Source organism: Sphingomonas sp. MM-1, assembly GCF_000347675.2.
Lineage (GTDB): Bacteria > Pseudomonadota > Alphaproteobacteria > Sphingomonadales > Sphingomonadaceae > Sphingomonas_E > Sphingomonas_E fennica.
On the sequence record NC_020561.1, the window covers coordinates 1,706,859 to 1,723,857 of the forward strand.

The following is a 16,999-nucleotide window of genomic DNA, read 5'->3' on the forward strand; positions in this document are numbered from 1 at the left end:
TGTTTTCCGCCATTAGTGGCTCGGGGGCAAAGGGCAAGCGGACAGACATGAACGGCACCATCGGCCCCTGGGCCCAGTATCGCGCATTGCTGGCGCAATTCTTCCGTTACGCGCTGACGGGCGGGCTCGCTTCCTTCGTCCATCTCGGCCTTTACTGGTCGCTGGCGGAGCTGGCCGGCGTCGCGCCGATGGTATCGAACCTGCTCGGCTTCTCGGCCGCGGTGGTGGTCGGCTATGTCATCCACAGCCATTGGAGCTTCCGCGGCCACGGCCGGCGCGGCAACCTCGCCCGCACGGGCGGCCGCTTCATCGCGGTGTCGCTGGTCGGCCTCGCGCTCAACAGCTTCTGGGTATGGCTGTTCGTGGAACGGCTGGGCGGGCCGACCTGGTGGCCCATGCCGTTCATGGTGACGGCCACGCCGCTGCTGGTGTTCTGGCTCAACCGCCGCTGGGTGTTCGCCTGAGATCGTTCCGGCCTTGCCCCCGGAATAGCGGCGCTACAGCCCTTTCTGCCAGGGCAGGCGATCGAGATCGACATTGCCGCCGGTGAGGATCACCCCCACCTCGGCGCCCTTCACATCCACCTTCCCTTCGATGAGCGCCGCCACCGGCACGGCGGAACTCGGCTCGATCACGATCTTCAGCACCTCCCACACCAGCCGCATCGCCTCGACGATCGCGGCCTCGCTCACCGTCACGAAATCGTCGAGCAGGGCCGAAAGGATGAGGAAGCCGTTGGCGCCGAGCGTGGTGCGCAGGCCGTCGGCGATCGTATCGGGCGGATCGCCGGCGACGCGCTCGCCCGCCTTCCACGATCGCCAGGCATCGTCCGCCTGCGCGGGTTCGGTGGCGATGATGCGGATCGACGGCTGCAGGGTGCGCGCGGCGACCGCCGTGCCGGACATCAGCCCTCCGCCGCCCACCGGCGCCAGGATCGCATCCAGCGGGCCGGCCGCGTCCAGCAATTCCATCGCCGCCGTCCCCTGCCCCGCGATCACCATCGGATCGTCATAGGGATGGACGAGGGTGGCCCCGCGCGCCGCCACGATCGCGGCCGCCGCCGCTTCCCGCGCGGCGATGGTGGGCGCGCAGAATTCCACCTGCCCGCCCAGACGCAGCACCGAATCGACCTTCGCGCGCGGCGCATTTTCCGGCATCACAATATAGGCCGGCACGCCCCGCGTCGCCGCCGCGAGGCTGAGCGCCGCGGCATGGTTGCCCGACGAATGGGTGACGACGCCGCGCGCGGCCGCCGCCGCATCCAGCGCCAGCACGGCATTATGCGCGCCGCGTGCCTTGAACGCGCCGATCCGCTGGAAATTCTCGCACTTGAAGGCCAGCCGCGCGCCGAGGATATCGTCCAGCCGGCGCGACCGCAGCACCGGCGTATGGTGGACATGGCCTTCGATGCGGATCGCGGCCTCGGCGACGTCGGCAAAGCTGATCGGCAGATCGGCGGTCATGGCAGGCGCTCCGTCAATGGGCCAGCTTCAGGCCGGCGATGCAGCCGACGAGGCCGACGATCAGCGCCAGCCGCACCGCGTTGATCGGCTCGCCGAACCAGAGGATGCCGACGATCACGGTGCCGAGCGCGCCGATCCCGCCCCACACGGCATAGGCCGTGCCCATCGGGATGGAACGCGAGGCGATCTCCAGCAGCGCCATCGACAGGCCGACCGATACCAGGAATCCGAACGTCCACGGCACGTTGCGGAATCCGTCGACGAAGCGGAGGCAGGTGGTGAAGCCGACCTCGAAACAACCACCCAGCACAAGCCACAGCCACGCCATCGATTTTACTCCTCCCACATCGCGACCTGCGATAGTCTTCCCCGCCATGGCAAAGCGCGGACGCGAGGGCAAATCCGGGGGCATCGGCAATCGCATCGCGCCGCCGCGCTTCATCGCCGGCGGCGTGATCGCGGTCGTCGCCTCCGCGATCTTCTGGGGCGCCAGCCGGGACTGGCGGCTCGCGATCCTGCTGGGCTTCGATGCCGCCGCGATCGTGTTCCTCGTCTCCTGCATATCGCTGTTCGACAATGAGGCGAGCGAGATGCGCGCCGCCGCCAAGGCCAATGACGCCAACCGCGTCGGGCTGCTCGCCATCACCGGCGTGGTGATGCTGGTGATCCTCGTCGCCATCGGTGCCGAATTGCGGCTGGGGCAGCAATCGGCCGGCGCCGCGATGCTGATCGTCGCCACGCTGGTGATCGCCTGGCTGTTCAGCAACATGGTCTATACCCTGCACTATGCCCATCTCTTCTACAGCGAGGGGCCGGAGGGCGGCGACAGCGGCGGCCTCGGCTTCCCCCATGTGCGCGAGCCGGATTATTGGGATTTCGCCTATTTTTCCTTCACTTTGGGAATGACGTTCCAGACATCGGACGTCGACATCTTCGACCATGATATCCGGCGCACCGTGCTGCTGCACAGCATCGCCGCCTTCGTGTTCAACATCGGCGTGCTGGCCTTCACCATCAACGTGCTGGGGGGATAAGGGGCAAGTCCTCCCTATTCCTCCTGCATCGCGGCCAAAGCGGGGCCGTCCAGCCGCCACGGCTCCCAGCCGGTGGAATGGTAGCCGCCGATGCTGCGGTAGAAGCGCTTGGCATCCTCGTTCCAGTCGAGCACCGCCCAGTCGATCCGCGCGCAATCGCGCTTGCGGGCCTCCTCCGCCAGCCCGCGGAACAGGGCGCGGGCGATGCCGGCGCGCCGCGCCTCGGGATCGACGAACAGATCCTCCAGATAGAGGCCGGGCCGGCCCGTCCAGGTCGAGAAATTGAGAAACCAGAGCGCCAGCCCCACCGGCCGGCCGGCCAGCTCCGCGATCAGCGCGAAGACCTGCGGGTCGGGGCCGAACAGCCGGTCGGCCAGCATATCCTCCGTCGCCCGCACGGCATCGGGCTGGCGCTCATAAGCAGCGAGCGCGCGGATCATGCGGAGAATCTCGCCGACGTCGGCGGGTGCGGCGGGGCGGACGGTAACGGTCATTGGGCTCCTTCCAGATTGCCCATCGGCACGGGCTTGCGGCGGGCGGCCAGCAGGCAGCCGCCCGCGATCAGCATCGCGCCGGCGACGGTGAAGGCGCCGACATGCTCGCCGAAGACGAGATAGCCGAGGATGCTCGCCCAGATGAAGGCGGTATATTCCACGGGCGCGAGATAGCTCGCCTCCGCCCGGCGATAAGCCCAGGTGAGCAGGAACAGCGATATGGTGGCGAGCAGCGCCGCCCCCGCCAGCGCCGGCAGGTGGACCGCATCGGGCACCACTGCCAGCCATGGGGCCGCCAGCGCCAGGAACAGGCCGACCATGATATTCTGGTAGAAGGCGACCTCGCGCCCGTCCGCCACCAGCGCCTGCCGCCGCATCAGGATGATGTTGTAGGCATAGCAGACGGCGGAAAAGAGAATGGAGATCGCGCCCAGCAGCGCCTCTTCCCCCAGCTCCGCCCGCGCCTGGCCGGCGAGGATGGTGGCGACGCCCGCCAGCGCGATCAGCGAGGCGAGGATGGCGCTGCGGTCGATCCGCTCCTTCAGCAGCCATGCGGCCAGGAACAAGGCAATCAGCGGCGCGATGAAGGTGAGCGCCACCGCCTGCGCCATCGGCACCCGCGCCAGCCCCCAGAAGAAGGTGACCGCCATCACCGTCGCCACCGCGCCCCGCCGCACATGGATGGCCAGCACCGGGGCCGCGGGCCAACCCGGCCGGCGGCGGAAATGGGGTATCGCGGCGATGGCGGCGCCCGCGAAGGAGCGCCACAGCAACGTGTTGTAGGTGCCGATTTCCAGGGTGAGCCCCTTCATCAGCGCATCCATGCAGGAAAATACGGCGATCCCGGCCATCGCCACCGCAAAGGCGATGGCGGGCGGCGTGTGGCGGCTCATGCCGGTCCGGTCACCAAGAATGAACGCCTCCCCTGCTCACCACCCAACGAAAGCCACGCCCCACGCCGGGGCGGATCGACGCCCGCTACACGCCATCCGCATCTTATCCAGGGACTGCCGCTTTGGGAGCCGGCGGATGCTATTCCGCCGCCTCGCTGGCCTCCGCCGCTGCATTGGCGGCCTCGATCTCGGCCGCCTTGGCCTCCACCAGCCGCACGATATGCTCGATCATGTCGGCATCCTCGACATGATGGTCGGTGACGCCGGAAAGGTAGACCATGTGCCGGCCGTTCCCGCCGCCGGTGATGCCGATATCGGTTTCCCGCGCCTCGCCGGGGCCGTTGACCACGCAGCCCAGCACCGAAAGCGACATCGGCGTGGCGATGTGCTTCAGCCGCTCCTCCAGCTTCTCCACGGTGCGGATCACGTCGAAGCCCTGCCGCGCGCAGGACGGGCAGGATACGACGCGCACGCCGCGCGTGCGGATACCCAGCGACTTCAATATCTCGTAGCCGACGCGCACTTCCTCTTCCGGCTCGGCCGAAAGCGAGACGCGGATCGTGTCGCCGATGCCGGCCCAGAGCAGGTTGCCGATGCCGATCGCCGATTTCACCGTGCCGCCGATCAGCCCGCCGGCTTCGGTGATGCCCAGATGCAGCGGGCAATCCACCGCTTCGGCAAGCTGCATATAGGCCGCGACGGCGAGGAACACGTCCGACGCCTTGACCGCCACCTTATATTCGTGGAAATCGTGATCCTGCAGCAGCTTGATATGATCGAGCGCGCTTTCCACCAGCGCTTCCGGGCAGGGCTCCCCATATTTTTCGAGGAGGTCCTTCTCCAGGCTGCCGGCGTTCACGCCGATGCGGATCGCGCAACCATTGGCCTTGGCGGCGCGCACCACCTCGGCCACGCGCTCGGACGATCCGATATTGCCGGGATTGATGCGCAGGCACGCCGCCCCCGCATCCGCCGCCTCCAGCGCGCGCTTATAGTGGAAATGGATGTCGGCGACGATCGGCACGCGGGCCGCGCGCACGATCTGGCGGAAGGCCGTCGTCGATTCGACATCGGGGCAGGATACGCGGATGATGTCCGCGCCGGCTTCCTCGCAGCGGCGGATCTGATCGATCGTCGCCCCGGCATCGCTGGTCGGCGTGTTGGTCATCGTCTGGACCGTGACGGGGGCATCGCCCCCCACCGGCACCTTGCCGACCATGATCTGGCGGGATTTTCGGCGCGCGATATCGCGCCATGGGCGAATGGACATGAACCCGTCTATAGCCTCTGGCGTTGACAACTCAAAGACACGACCGGGAGCAGGATCATAACCTTTGGCAAGATTTCACCGCCGCCCCGGCGGCATTATGGCTTGGACTGGCTTCGCATCGCCGCCTTCGTCCTCCTCATCGTCTACCATATCGGCCTGATGCTGTCCCCCTGGGACTGGCATGTGAACGGCGAGGAGCCGGTGGAATGGATCGTCTATGTGCTGGTGGCGATGAACCCGTGGCGGATGATGCTGCTGTTCATCGTATCCGGCTACGCCACCCGCGCAGTGCTGGCGCGCGCGCCTTCGATCCGCGCCTTCGTGCGATCGCGCAGCGCCCGGCTGCTGCTGCCGCTGATCTTCGGCGTCTGCTTCGTCGTGGTGCCCCAGCCCTGGATCGAGCTGCGGCAGAAGCTGGGCTATGCGCAGGGCCTCGGCCATTTCTGGCTGCATGATTATTTCGGCTTCGGCCCGCGCGACTATCACACGCTCGGCTTGTTCCACCTGTGGTTCGTGGCCTATATCTGGGTCTATTGCCTCGTCGTCGCGATCGCGGCCGCGCTGCTGCCCGAAGGCGCGCAGCGCAAGGCGCAGCGCTGGTTCGAACGCGCGCTTTCGGGCTGGCGGCTGGTGGTGGTGCCGGTCGCCTGGCTGCTGATCGTCCGCTTCCTGCTGATGCCGGGGGCGAGCCCCACCAACCATGTCGCCACCGACCTGCCCGGCCACCTCATCTACCTGCCCGCCTTCCTGTTCGGGTTCGGCCTGGCCCGCGCCGAAGGCATGTGGCCGGATATCCTGCGCCAGCGGCGCCCGGCGCTAGCGATGATGATCGTGGGCTATGCCCTGCTGCTCTGGCGGATGGCGGGCAATCCGGGGATGGACTGGCTGAAGCCGATGCATCAGGCGGAGCTTGGCCCGGCATCGCTGATGGGCTGGGGGGCGATCCTGCTGCTGCTGGGCGGGGCCGAACGCTGGTGGAACCGCGACCATCGCTGGCGCGCGACGCTGACGGAGGCGGTATTCCCCGTCTATCTCGTCCACCAGACGCTGATCGTGACGATCGGCTGGTGGCTGATCCGCCATAATCTGGGGGCGGGCGTGGAATTCCTGATCCTGATCCTCGGCACGGCGGCGGGCTGCTGGGCCTTTTACGAGGCCGGCCGCCGGATCGGCTGGCTGCGGCCGCTGATCGGCCTTTCCCGTCGCCAGGCGCGGCCCGCCGGTGTAGAGCGCCCGGCACCACCCGCCAGGAGCACGACATGACCGCCGCCGCCGATACCCCCCGCTGGACCATCGTCATCCACGGCGGATCGGGATCGATGCGGCGCGGCGTGCTTTCGGATGCGGACGATGCCGGCGGCCGCGCCGGGCTGAAGGCCGCGATCGACGCCGCCACGGCGATCCTTTCCGCCGGCGGCCCCGCGCTCGACGCGGTGGAGACCGCGATCCGCGTCCTGGAGGACGATCCCCATTTCAACGCCGGCCGCGGATCGGTGTTCACGGCCGAGGGCCGGATCGAATGCGACGCCGCGATCATGGCCGGCGCGACGCTGGCGGCCGGCGCGGTGGCCGGCGTGCGCGCCACCCGCAACCCGATCACGCTGGCCCGCGCGGTGATGGAGCGCAGCAGCCATGTGTTCCTGGCCGGCGCCGGCGCGGACGGCTTCGCCCGCGCGCAGGACATCGAATCCGCCCCGCCCGAATGGTTCGAGACGGCCGAGCGCCGCCGCCAGCTGGACGAGATTCTCGCCGATCCCGACGCGCCGTTCGATTCGGCGATGAAATATGGCACGGTCGGCGCGGTCGCGCTCGACACCCGCGGCCATGTCGCCGCCGCCACCTCGACAGGCGGACTGACCGGCAAGAAATGGGGCCGGGTGGGCGATTCCCCGCTGATCGGCGCCGGCACCTATGCCGACGATCGCGCCTGCGCGGTTTCCTGCACCGGGGCGGGCGAATATTTCATCCGCCTGGGCGTGGCGCACGAGATCACCGCGCGCGTGCGCCTGGCCGGCGAGACGATCGAGGATGCCGCCGACGGCATGATCGCGGAGTTGACCGAGATGGGCGGCAAGGGCGGCGTGATCGTGGTTTCCGCCGACGGATCGGGCGGCTGGGCGTTCAACACGCCGGGCATGTATCGCGCCATGGCGACCCACGACGCACCGCCGGAAATCGCCATCTACGGGGACGAGTAAGCCGGATTGCGCTGCCTTTCAGGCCGGGCGGCGCCCTACAGCCCCGCCAGCACCTCGCCCACCAGGTCCGCTTCGGCATCGTCATTATAGGCATGGAAGGACAGGCGCAGCACCGCGCCGCGCCGGTCGAACCGGCAGCCGGCGGCCGCCAGCGCCGCCTCCGCCGCGCCATCGGCCCTGATGCAGAGCGTGCCGCCGAAGCCCCGCCGATCGGCCGGGAACCAGCGGTCGCCCGCCCGGTTCGCCACCCGCGCGGTGAGCCGGCGGTTGTGGGCGAAGATCTGCGGCACGCCGATGCCGGCGACGGTGGCGATGCCGCCCGCCGCCAGCGCGAAGGGCGCGATCGAAGGCGTGCCGCCCCAGAAGCGCCGGGCATCGGGGGCATAGCGGAAATCGCGTATGTCGAAGGCGAAGGGATCGGCATGGCTGAACCAGCCCACTTCCAGCGGCTGCGCCCGCGCGGTGAAGGCGGCATCCGCCCACAGCCAGCCCGCGCCCGGCCCGCCGCACAGCCATTTGAGGCAGGAACCAACCGCCGCGTCGACGCCCCAGCTCGGCATGTCGATCGGCACCACGCCGGCCGATTGCGCGACATCGACGATGGAGGCCGCACCGGCGCCCCGCGCCAGCGCGGCGATTTCCGCCACGGGCGCCACCGCGCCGCTATTGGAATGGACATGCATCGGCACCACCGCCGCCACGCCGGGATGGATCGCCGCCGCCCAGCTGGCCGCGTCGGCGGGATCGCCGGTCAGCAGCTCCAGCCGGTAGCCCAAGGGGGCGAGCGCCGCCATCGCATAGCCGATCGAGGGGAAGCTCTGCTCCGACGCCAGCAATATATCCCGCCCCGGCTCGCGCGGCATGGCGGAAAGCAGGCGGAACAGCGCGCCCGAAACATTGGCCTGCGGGCAATATTCGGCCGGCACGCCGCCCAGCAGCCCCGCCAGCCCCATGCGGAACTCGTCGATTGCGCCCAGCCAGTCGTCCCACGCGCCCGCGCCCTGCGTGGCCCAGGGCTGGAGCACCGCCGTCTCGATCCGCGATCGCGCGGCGTGGGGCAGCGCGCCGGCCGAATGGGCGAGCAGGTAAGGCCCGCCTTCCGGCACGTCGAACAGGGCGCGCCAGGGCGTCACGCGGCGGCGCCCGCGGAAAGGCTGTCGCGCACCCGGCCATAATCGCCACCCCAGGCATCGGTCATCGCCACGCGCACGTCCCAAAGCTCGGGGAAGAAGCGATGCTTCGCCCCCGCCTGCAACAGATCGACGGAACGCCCCTTCAGCGATGCCGATCCCATGCCGATCGAACGGTGGATCAGGAAAAGGTGGTGCCAGCGGAACTTGCCGAACAATTCGTCGAACTCGATCAGCGCCTCGGCCACCGCATAGGCCGCGTCATGGGCATAATCCTGGTCGTAGATCGACCGCACCGTCCGCCCCTCGGGCGTGAGATAATGGCTGACGAAACTGGTCCACAGATGCGGCGGCATTTTCAGAAGCGTTCGGAAACCCGGCGATTCCTGCCCGCTGCCATTGCCGAGCTGCAGGCGAATCTGCTGATATTCCTTGGGCGACATGGTTTCGAGCAGGTCGAGCTGCGCCGTCATCAGCCGGAGCAGGCGGTGGCAGCGGCCCATCAGGGTCAGCACCCGATGGGTGTCGCGCGCCTGCAGATAATCGTCGACGTCGAGCAGCGTGTAGGCGATCAGCTTCATCCACAGCTCCTCGACCTGGTGGACGATCTGGAACTGAAGCTCGTCGCGGTTGACGAATTCGTCAAACCCCTTCTGGCAGCCGAGCAGCGAGCCGGTATCGAGATAGAGCTCGTAATCGAGCGTGGGGGGAGCGCTCATCATTGCGTAGAAAGCCTGCCGGTCCATCGCATCCTCTGGGTTCTGTCGAACCGCCAGACTAGCAGCAGGGCCACGGAACATTGTTCGGGAAGGATGGAGTGGCCAGCGGGATTTTCAGCAATCGTCCTTCCGATTGCCGATATACAGGCCATTCGTGCTACGATCCGGCACCACCGGAGATCATATGGACCGCATCGACCATCAACTGCTCGCCCTGCTGGAAGCCGATGCCCGGCTTTCCTTCGCCGATCTCGCCGAACGCACCGGCCTTACCAAGACGCCCTGCTGGAAGCGGGTGCAGGCGCTGGAGCAGGCCGGCGCGATCCGGGGCTATCGCGCGGCGATCGATCCGGCGGCGCTCGGCCTCGCCACCAGCGCCTTCGTGCGCGTCATCGTCGCCTTCGACCGGCATGACGCGTTCGAGGCGGCGGTGATCCGCCATCCCATGATCCTCGCCTGCCATGCCACGGTCGGCGAAACGGATTATCTGCTGCACGTGCTGGCCCGCGATCTCGCCGCGCTCGACGATTTCCTGCGCGGTCAGCTCTGGCGGCTGCCGGGGGTGGAGCGCTTCACCACCACCATCGCCACGCGGGAGATCAAGGCCGCCGGATCGATCACGGCCTGCGCCGTTGAGACGCCGACGCTCTAGCCGCCCCAAAAAGGGGGAGGACGGCCGGTCAGCCCCGATTTTCGATGAGCGGGCGCAGCACCAGCATGCCGGGCAAGGTGCTGAGCACGCCCATCAGCAGCGATATCAGGATGTCGGTCGTCACCGCATGCACCCAGCCGGCGACAGCCGCGAACAAGGCGGCGATCAGCAGCAGGGCGACGGTGCCCGGCGCCGGCATGAAGCGCGGGCGGGATGCCGCCGCCGGGCGCGCCGGCACGGCCGTGCGGGCCGGCGCCATGGGCGGCAAGGCGGTCGATCGCGCCCAGGCGCTGCGCACGCGGCGGTCGGCGATCGACGGGCGCGTGCGACGGCCGGGCGCGGGATGGGGGATGGCGGTTCCGGTCCGCCGCGAACGGAGGGCGGGCATGGCCATCATGCCGCTTCCATCATGAGGACGATATCCGGCTGCGTCACCGCAAGAGCCGGCCGGCCGGCGAGGCCCGCGATCACCTGGGCGATCTGCGTTTCGGAAAGATCGCCGCCGTTCAGCACCGCCAGCACTTCCGCCACGGCATAGCCCAAAGTGAACAGGAAGGCGGCGCGGCGCAGCCGTTCGAGATCGGCATTGGCGAGCGCGTGGGGAGAGCGCAGGCCCAGCCCCGCCGTCACCAGCCGGGCGAGGCGCGGCATCGCCGCCAGCCGGTGGAGGAGGCGCGCGCCGGGCATCCGCGCATCGCGCACACCGATGGCGATCGCCCGCAAATGGGTCTGGGAAAGCCGGCCGCGCACGGATGCGCCCTCTGCCGGGCTCGCGACGGCGCGGCCCGCATGGTCCGACAGGGATGTGACGTTCATCGAAAGGCTCCAGGCCGCCGGGCGTTCGCGGCGACCTTCGTCGCGCACCGCCTCGGGGCATTTCACCGGCCCATATAGGTCGGCGAAACGATCATTCAAACTGAGGTAATTGTGACACTACCCATCTGCAAACCAGATGGATCAGGCCTGTTCGGCAATCCCCTGCTTCAGCCGCTCGATCAGCCAGCGCGCGGCTATGCCGGGAGGGCGGCTGAACTGCTGGACCAGATAGACGCGCAGCGAGAAATCGGGGATGCCATGGAGGTGCAGCCGCTTCAGCGTGCCTTCGGCCAGCGGCGCGGCCACGAAGTGCGCGGGCATGTGGCTCCAGCCGAAGCCCGCGATCAGGAAGGCCAGCCGCGTGCGCAGGTCGGCCACCCGCCAGATTCTCGGGCTGATCACGCCGCGGGTCCAGCCGCTCTGCCCGCTGCCGCTGGTCAGCACGATCTGGGTGAACTGCTCCAGATCCTCCCGCCCCACCGGCTCGGGCAGCGCCGCCAGCGGATGCCGGGCGGAGACGACCGGCACCATCTCCACATCCATCAGGAAATCGGCGTGCAGATCGGTCGCGCCCGTGGTCTCCAGCGCATAGATCGCCATCTGCACCGCCCGCTGCGCAGATGGCGTTCCGGCCCGCCGATGCTTTCGGTCAGCACGGTCATCGGGATGGTCGGGAACTGCCGTTCGAACGCGGCGAGGCAGTCCATCGCGATCGCCGGCGGGAACAGGGGATCGATCGCCAGCCCCAGCTCGGGCTCCAGCCCCTCCGCCATCCGCCGCGTCCTGACCCGGAGCGCATCGGCGAGATTGATGATCCGCCGCGCGTCGATCAGGATCGACCGGCCGGCTTCCGTCATCTGCGGGACGCGGGTAGCGCGGTCGAACAGGGCCACGCCCAGCGCGTCCTCCAGCGATCGCACGCTCTGGCTGATCGCCGATTGCGCGCGCATCAGCTTGCGCGATGCGGCCGAGAAGCTGCCGGCATCGGCGATCGCCACGAAGATGCGGAGCTGATCCAGGGTGAGCTGATCGAGCATCGCGCGGCAGGCTATCCCAATTCCGCCGCCGGCGGAATCGGCCTTGTCCCGGCCGCGCCCCAAAAAGCGTCGCGGCGGGATCGTTCGGCCCCGCCGCCGGTTGAACCGCGCGGCCCCGCAATGGCATATCCGTTTCGGCGGCGGCACCCCTTGTGTTGCAAAATAGCCACACCATATCGCCCGGCGAAAGGGAGGGACCATGAACCTCGAAAAATTCACCGATCGCGCCAAAGGCTTCCTGCAATCGGCGCAGACCGTGGCGATCCGCCTCAACCACCAGCAGATCACCCCCGAACATATATTGAAGGCCCTGCTGGAGGATGAGCAAGGCATGGCCGCGGGGCTGATCCGCGCCGCCGGCGGCCAGCCCGAAACCGCGATGCGCGAAACCGATGCCGCGCTCGCCCGGATTCCCGCCGTATCGGGCAGCGGCGCCCAGGCCACGCCGGGCCTGACCAACGATGCCGTTCGCGTGCTCGACCAGGCGGAGCAGATCGCGACCAAGGCGGGCGACAGCTTCGTCACCGTCGAGCGCCTGCTGCTCGCCCTCGCCCTTTCCAGCACCGCTGCCGGCAAGGCGCTGGCGGCGGCCGGCGTGCATGCCGACAGCCTGAACCAGGCGATCAACCAGCTCCGCAAGGGCCGCACCGCCGACACCGCCGGCGCCGAGGACCGTTACGACGCGCTCAAGAAGTTCGCGCGCGACCTCACCGAGGCGGCGCGCGACGGCAAGCTCGATCCGGTCATCGGCCGCGATGAGGAGATTCGCCGCACCATCCAGATCCTCGCCCGCCGCACCAAGAACAATCCGGTGCTGATCGGCGAGCCCGGCGTGGGCAAGACCGCCATCGCCGAGGGGCTGGCGCTGCGCATCGCCAATGGCGACGTGCCCGATACGCTGAAGGATCGCACGCTGATGGCGCTCGACATGGGATCGCTGATCGCGGGCGCCAAATATCGCGGCGAGTTCGAGGAGCGCCTCAAGGGCGTGCTCGACGAGGTGAAGCAGGCCGAGGGCGACATCATCCTGTTCATCGACGAGATGCACACGCTGATCGGCGCGGGCAAGTCCGAAGGCGCGATGGATGCCTCCAACCTGCTGAAGCCGGCCCTGGCGCGGGGCGAGCTGCACTGCATCGGCGCCACCACGCTCGACGAATATCGCAAATATGTGGAGAAGGACCCCGCGCTCCAGCGGCGGTTCCAGCCCGTCTTCGTCGGCGAGCCGACGGTGGAGGACACCATCTCCATCCTGCGCGGCCTCAAGGAGAAATATGAGCTGCACCACGGCGTGCGGATCACCGACGGCGCGCTGGTATCGGCCGCCACCCTCTCCAACCGCTACATCACAGATCGCTTCTTGCCCGACAAGGCGATCGACCTGATGGACGAGGCGGCCAGCCGACTGCGCATGGAGGTGGAGTCGAAGCCCGAGGAGATCGAGAATCTCGACCGCCGGATCATCCAGCTCAAGATCGAGCGCGAGGCGCTGAAGAAGGAGACCGACCAGGCCTCCAAGGACCGCCTGGGGGCGCTCGAATATGATCTCGCCCAGCTCGAGCAGCAATCCGCGGAGCTGACGACGCGCTGGCAGGCCGAGAAGGAGAAGATCCACGCCGAGGCCAAGATCAAGGAACAGCTCGATGCCGCGCGCATCGAGCTGGACCAGGCGCAGCGCAGCGGCAACCTCGCACGAGCCGGCGAGCTCAGCTACGGCGTGATCCCCCAGCTCGAAAAGCAGCTCGGCGAGGCGCAGGCCGCTTCCGAGAGCGCGATGCTGCGCGAGGAGGTGACGAGCGAGGACATCGCCTCGGTCGTCAGCCGCTGGACGGGCATTCCGGTCGACAAGATGCTGGAGGGCGAGCGCGAGAAGCTGCTCAATATGGAGGAGGAGCTGGGCAGGCGCGTGATCGGGCAGCAGGACGCGGTTTCCGCCGTCGCCCGCGCCGTGCGCCGCAGCCGCGCGGGGCTGCAGGACCCGAACCGGCCGCTCGGCTCCTTCCTGTTCCTCGGCCCGACGGGCGTGGGCAAGACGGAGCTGACCAAGGCGCTGGCCGGTTTCCTGTTCGACGACGATTCGGCGATGGTCCGCATCGACATGAGCGAGTTCATGGAGAAGCATTCGGTCGCCCGCCTGATCGGCGCCCCTCCCGGCTATGTCGGCTATGAGGAAGGCGGCGTGCTGACAGAGGCCGTGCGCCGGCGCCCCTATCAGGTGGTGCTGTTCGACGAGGTGGAGAAGGCGCACAACGACGTGTTCAACGTGCTGCTCCAGGTGCTCGACGACGGGCGGCTGACCGACGGCCAGGGCCGCACGGTCGACTTCTCGAACACGCTCATCATCCTCACCTCCAACCTGGGCAGCCAGTTCCTGTCCAGCCTGCCCGATGGCGCGGACGTGGAATCGGTGGAACCGCAGGTGATGGACGTGGTGCGCGCGCACTTCCGCCCGGAATTCCTGAACCGGCTGGACGAGATCATCCTGTTCCACCGGCTGGGCCAGGAGCATATGGGCCCGATCGTCGACATCCAGGTCGCGCGCGTCCAGAAGCTGCTGAAGGACCGCAAGATCGCGCTCTCGCTCACCGATGCGGCGCGCGCCTGGCTGGGCCGGGTCGGCTACGATCCGGTCTATGGCGCCCGGCCGCTGAAGCGGGCGGTGCAGAAATATCTGCAGGACCCGCTGGCCGACGCGATCCTGAAAGGCGAAATCCGCGACGGATCGCTCGTCACCATCGACGAGGGCGATGGCGCCCTGGTGCTGAAGACGGGCTGAGCGGCATGGGAGGCGGGTTCACACGGACCCGCCTCTTTTCATGTCGCGATCACATCCCGCCCCGTTCGCGGGCCGGATTGCGGCTGCTGGCATCGGCGAGCGCGAAATAGCGGCAGAGCAAATCCCGCTCGGCCGGGCTGATGAATGGATTCCATACGTCGAAGATCAGCACGGCGCGCAGCTGATCGCTGTCGTTCCAGGCCTCATGCTCGATCGTATCGTCGAACGCAAAAGCCTCGCCGACCCGCCAGCTCCGCGTTTCCCCGCCGACCCGGAAACCGCACCCTTCGGGCACGATCAGCGGCAGATGGATGATCGTGCGGGTGTTGGTGACGCCGGTATGCGCCGGAATCCGGGTATGGGGCCGCAGGATGGAGAAGAAGACGGTGGGGGCGCGGCCGGGTATCTCGGCCCGGGGAATGGCCTCCAGCACCTTCACCGTGCGGGGACACAGGGCATGCGCCTCCGCATTGGCGACGCCATATTCCCAAAGGAAATAAGCGCTCCAGTCGAGCGAGTTGTCGAGCGGGGTCCACTTATTCTCCGGCGTGCCCCGGTCCATCGCGACATAGGGTCGCATCGGCTGCGACCGGGCGAGCAGCGCCTCGAATTCGGCGCGGATGGTTTCGGTATTGGCCTCCAGCTCGGCAAGCCAGGGGAAATGATCCCGGTCGAAGAATTCGTAGGCCGGCAGGAAAGGATAATGCACGCCGGAGCATTCGTTCCGGTAGATCCGGCGGCGGCCGAAGGCGTTGTCGAGGCAGGCATCGAAGCGCCGCAGCGCCGCTGGCGGGACATCCGCCCGCGCATCGGCCATGCCCTGCTCGACCTCCTCGGCGAAGGCCTGCGTCTGCTCCGCAACGAAAGCGCGCGCATGCGCCAGCACATCGACGAGCGCCGGCGGCACGGGATCGAGGCCGGCACTGAGGCTGAGCACCGCCTGCCACGCCTCGACCGCATGCGCCGTCTCGCCAAGGCGCTCGTGCAATTCCGCGCTTCGCAGCCGACCCATGAAATGGCGCTGATCGATGGCGAACACACGATCCAGGCTCTGGCGTTCGCCCGCGGCATCACCCTGCTCGCGCTGGGCCCGCGCCAGATTCATCCAGAGGGCGGGCTCTGTCGGATCGGCCTCTGCGGCGCGGCGGAAATGGCTTGCCGCATCGGTAAAGTCCCGCGCCGCCAGCGCCGCCATTCCCCTGGCGTTGTTGGCGTGCGGATTATCGGGATCGATCGCCAATATGGCATCGATCAGACGGCGTTCCTCGGCTTGGTTCCCCTGTTGACGCGCACTCGCAACCGCCTGCAGCAGGCGGCCTACTCGTTCATCCTGATGTTTCATCGTCCCCCACGGACACGCCCCTCTGGCAAGGCGGAATTGACCCTGATGTAAGGAGTAATGAGATGGCGGGAGCGGCGCAAGCGGCCTCGCCGGCTTGTGGCGTCGATGCCCAATGTGCGATCAGTCTGCGCGTGACCGACAAGCAGATATCAGCGCTCGACGTGGTTCGCGACGCCGAATGGCTCCCCCACCGCTATGATCCCCAATATGATGCCGTCCATTTCCGGCACACGCCGCGCGACGAGCATGAGCGGGCAACCTTCCTGACCGACGACTATCTGCCACAGGAAGCGCCTAAGCTAGTGCTGCGCCGGGACGAAGCGGCCGGGGCCGCGCCGGCGGAGGCCCCGATCCACTATATCTTCCATTCGGCCTTCTGCTGTTCGACCCTGCTCGCCCGGGTGTTCGAGCGGCCCGGTTACGCGATGGGGCTGAAGGAGCCCGTCCTCCTCAACGACCTGGTGGGCTGGCGCCGCCGAGGCGGCGAGCCGAAGCGGATCGCCATGGCGCTCGACCATGGGCTGCGGCTGCTGGGCCGCCCATTTTCGCCGGGCGAAGCAATCGTCATCAAGCCATCCAACATCGTGAACATTTTGGCGACCGCGATGCTGGGCATGCGCCCCAATTCACGGGCCTTACTGCTCCATGCCCCCCTCCGGACCTTCCTCACTTCGGTCGCGAAGAAAGGAATGGACGGGAGGCTTTGGGTGCGGGAGCAGTTGCTGGGCCAGATCATGGACGGCCTGACGCCGTTCGGTTTCAGCGAGAAGGATTATCTCGGCCAAACCGACCTGCAGGTCGCGGCCGTCGGCTGGCTTGCCCAGCAGTCGCTCTTTACCGATCTGATCGCGCGTTTCGGAGAACGGGTCCGCAGCCTCGACAGCGAGACGCTGATGGCGCGGCCCGAGGAGGCGCTTCGCGCGCTTTCGGCCTTTTACGGTCTTCCCTTGAGCGATGCGGCCATTGCCGAAATCCTGGCCGACGGCGCATTCACCCGCCATTCGAAAACCGGCAGCGATTTCGGCATCGATGCCCGAGCCGCCGAATATCGCACCGCCACCGCAACCCATGGCGACGAGATCGAGAAGGTCGCGCACTGGGCCGGGATCGTCGCCCAAGGCGCGGGGCTTTCGCTGACGCTCAAGGCGCCGTTGCTGGACTGATCCGCGCGATCC

At 68.0% G+C, this 16,999-nt stretch carries 19 protein-coding genes; 7 read left to right on the top strand and 12 right to left on the bottom strand.

Translation table 11 applies throughout. The annotated features are described in order from the left end of the window. Positions 1–47 precede the first annotated feature (47 nt). Complete coding sequence (locus G432_RS08340; RefSeq protein ID WP_015458386.1) at positions 48–464, top strand: GtrA family protein; 417 nt, start codon at positions 48–50, stop codon at positions 462–464. A 33-nt stretch (positions 465–497) separates the two neighbouring features. Here G432_RS08340 and G432_RS08345 read toward each other — a convergent pair whose 3' ends face one another. Next, positions 498–1,463: a threonine ammonia-lyase gene (locus G432_RS08345; RefSeq protein ID WP_015458387.1), complete on the bottom strand. Its 966-nt coding sequence runs from the start codon at positions 1,461–1,463 to the stop codon at positions 498–500. 13 nt (positions 1,464–1,476) lie between these two features. Continuing rightward, complete coding sequence (locus tag G432_RS08350) at positions 1,477–1,791, bottom strand: DMT family transporter (RefSeq protein ID WP_015458388.1); 315 nt, start codon at positions 1,789–1,791, stop codon at positions 1,477–1,479. Positions 1,792–1,837: 46 nt separating this feature from the next. Here G432_RS08350 and G432_RS08355 point away from each other — a divergent pair, with 46 nt between their 5' ends. After that, the gene (locus tag G432_RS08355; RefSeq protein WP_015458389.1) at positions 1,838–2,497 is read left to right on the top strand and encodes a DUF1345 domain-containing protein; all 660 of its coding nucleotides are present in this window, start codon (positions 1,838–1,840) and stop codon (positions 2,495–2,497) included. A 14-nt stretch (positions 2,498–2,511) separates the two neighbouring features. Here the strand turns inward: G432_RS08355 and G432_RS08360 are convergent, their stop codons facing one another. The 3 genes from G432_RS08360 to ispG all read right to left on the bottom strand — a co-directional run bounded on the left by G432_RS08360 (position 2,512) and on the right by ispG (position 5,154). Next, positions 2,512–2,991 carry a GNAT family N-acetyltransferase gene (locus G432_RS08360; protein ID WP_015458390.1) on the bottom strand — a complete coding sequence of 160 codons (480 nt, stop codon included), beginning with the start codon at positions 2,989–2,991 and terminating at the stop codon, positions 2,512–2,514. Next, a complete protein-coding gene (locus tag G432_RS08365; RefSeq protein ID WP_015458391.1) occupies positions 2,988–3,884 on the bottom strand; it encodes a DMT family transporter in 897 nt (298 codons plus the stop codon). The genes G432_RS08360 and G432_RS08365 overlap by 4 nt, the downstream gene beginning before the upstream one ends. Positions 3,885–4,023: 139 nt before the next feature. Beyond that, entirely contained in the window at positions 4,024–5,154 is a 1,131-nt protein-coding gene (ispG, locus tag G432_RS08370) for a flavodoxin-dependent (E)-4-hydroxy-3-methylbut-2-enyl-diphosphate synthase (protein ID WP_015458392.1), read from the bottom strand. A 102-nt stretch (positions 5,155–5,256) separates the two neighbouring features. Here ispG and G432_RS08375 point away from each other — a divergent pair, with 102 nt between their 5' ends. Next, positions 5,257–6,417 carry an acyltransferase family protein gene (locus G432_RS08375; protein WP_015458393.1) on the top strand — a complete coding sequence of 387 codons (1,161 nt, stop codon included), beginning with the start codon at positions 5,257–5,259 and terminating at the stop codon, positions 6,415–6,417. Continuing rightward, the gene (locus G432_RS08380; RefSeq protein ID WP_015458394.1) at positions 6,414–7,352 is read left to right on the top strand and encodes an isoaspartyl peptidase/L-asparaginase family protein; all 939 of its coding nucleotides are present in this window, start codon (positions 6,414–6,416) and stop codon (positions 7,350–7,352) included. The genes G432_RS08375 and G432_RS08380 overlap by 4 nt, the downstream gene beginning before the upstream one ends. A 35-nt stretch (positions 7,353–7,387) precedes the next feature. On the opposite strand, the gene G432_RS08385 is transcribed toward G432_RS08380, so the two are convergent. Together G432_RS08385 and G432_RS08390 are read right to left on the bottom strand one after the other, a co-directional pair. Further along, on the bottom strand, positions 7,388–8,485 hold the full coding sequence (locus G432_RS08385) for an aminotransferase class V-fold PLP-dependent enzyme (RefSeq protein WP_015458395.1): 1,098 nt from the start codon (positions 8,483–8,485) through the stop codon (positions 7,388–7,390). Further along, positions 8,482–9,204 (bottom strand): tryptophan 2,3-dioxygenase family protein, encoded by a 723-nt coding sequence (locus G432_RS08390; protein ID WP_236626875.1) that lies wholly within the window; start codon positions 9,202–9,204, stop codon positions 8,482–8,484. The genes G432_RS08385 and G432_RS08390 overlap by 4 nt, the downstream gene beginning before the upstream one ends. A 181-nt stretch (positions 9,205–9,385) precedes the next feature. Between G432_RS08390 and G432_RS08395 the strand changes: the two genes are divergently transcribed. After that, positions 9,386–9,853 carry an Lrp/AsnC family transcriptional regulator gene (locus G432_RS08395; RefSeq protein WP_015458397.1) on the top strand — a complete coding sequence of 156 codons (468 nt, stop codon included), beginning with the start codon at positions 9,386–9,388 and terminating at the stop codon, positions 9,851–9,853. Positions 9,854–9,881: 28 nt separating this feature from the next. Here G432_RS08395 and G432_RS08400 read toward each other — a convergent pair whose 3' ends face one another. The 4 genes from G432_RS08400 to G432_RS23925 all read right to left on the bottom strand — a co-directional run bounded on the left by G432_RS08400 (position 9,882) and on the right by G432_RS23925 (position 11,706). Continuing rightward, positions 9,882–10,250 (bottom strand): hypothetical protein, encoded by a 369-nt coding sequence (locus G432_RS08400; protein ID WP_041864847.1) that lies wholly within the window; start codon positions 10,248–10,250, stop codon positions 9,882–9,884. Then, positions 10,247–10,669: a hypothetical protein gene (locus tag G432_RS08405; protein ID WP_139181781.1), complete on the bottom strand. Its 423-nt coding sequence runs from the start codon at positions 10,667–10,669 to the stop codon at positions 10,247–10,249. Before G432_RS08405 ends, G432_RS08400 begins: the two co-directional genes overlap by 4 nt. 141 nt (positions 10,670–10,810) lie before the next feature. Then, positions 10,811–11,269, bottom strand: a complete 459-nt coding sequence (locus G432_RS23920; RefSeq protein ID WP_015458400.1) for a substrate-binding domain-containing protein — start codon at positions 11,267–11,269, stop codon at positions 10,811–10,813. Then, on the bottom strand, positions 11,212–11,706 hold the full coding sequence (locus tag G432_RS23925) for a LysR family transcriptional regulator (RefSeq protein WP_015458401.1): 495 nt from the start codon (positions 11,704–11,706) through the stop codon (positions 11,212–11,214). The genes G432_RS23920 and G432_RS23925 overlap by 58 nt, the downstream gene beginning before the upstream one ends. A 199-nt stretch (positions 11,707–11,905) precedes the next feature. Here G432_RS23925 and clpB point away from each other — a divergent pair, with 199 nt between their 5' ends. After that, positions 11,906–14,482 carry an ATP-dependent chaperone ClpB gene (gene clpB / locus G432_RS08415; protein ID WP_015458402.1) on the top strand — a complete coding sequence of 859 codons (2,577 nt, stop codon included), beginning with the start codon at positions 11,906–11,908 and terminating at the stop codon, positions 14,480–14,482. A 49-nt stretch (positions 14,483–14,531) separates the two neighbouring features. Here clpB and G432_RS08420 read toward each other — a convergent pair whose 3' ends face one another. Beyond that, positions 14,532–15,824 (bottom strand): aspartyl/asparaginyl beta-hydroxylase domain-containing protein, encoded by a 1,293-nt coding sequence (locus tag G432_RS08420; protein ID WP_015458403.1) that lies wholly within the window; start codon positions 15,822–15,824, stop codon positions 14,532–14,534. 62 nt (positions 15,825–15,886) lie between these two features. Here G432_RS08420 and G432_RS08425 point away from each other — a divergent pair, with 62 nt between their 5' ends. Beyond that, entirely contained in the window at positions 15,887–16,987 is a 1,101-nt protein-coding gene (locus tag G432_RS08425) for a hypothetical protein (RefSeq protein ID WP_015458404.1), read from the top strand. Positions 16,988–16,999: the final 12 nt, after the last annotated feature.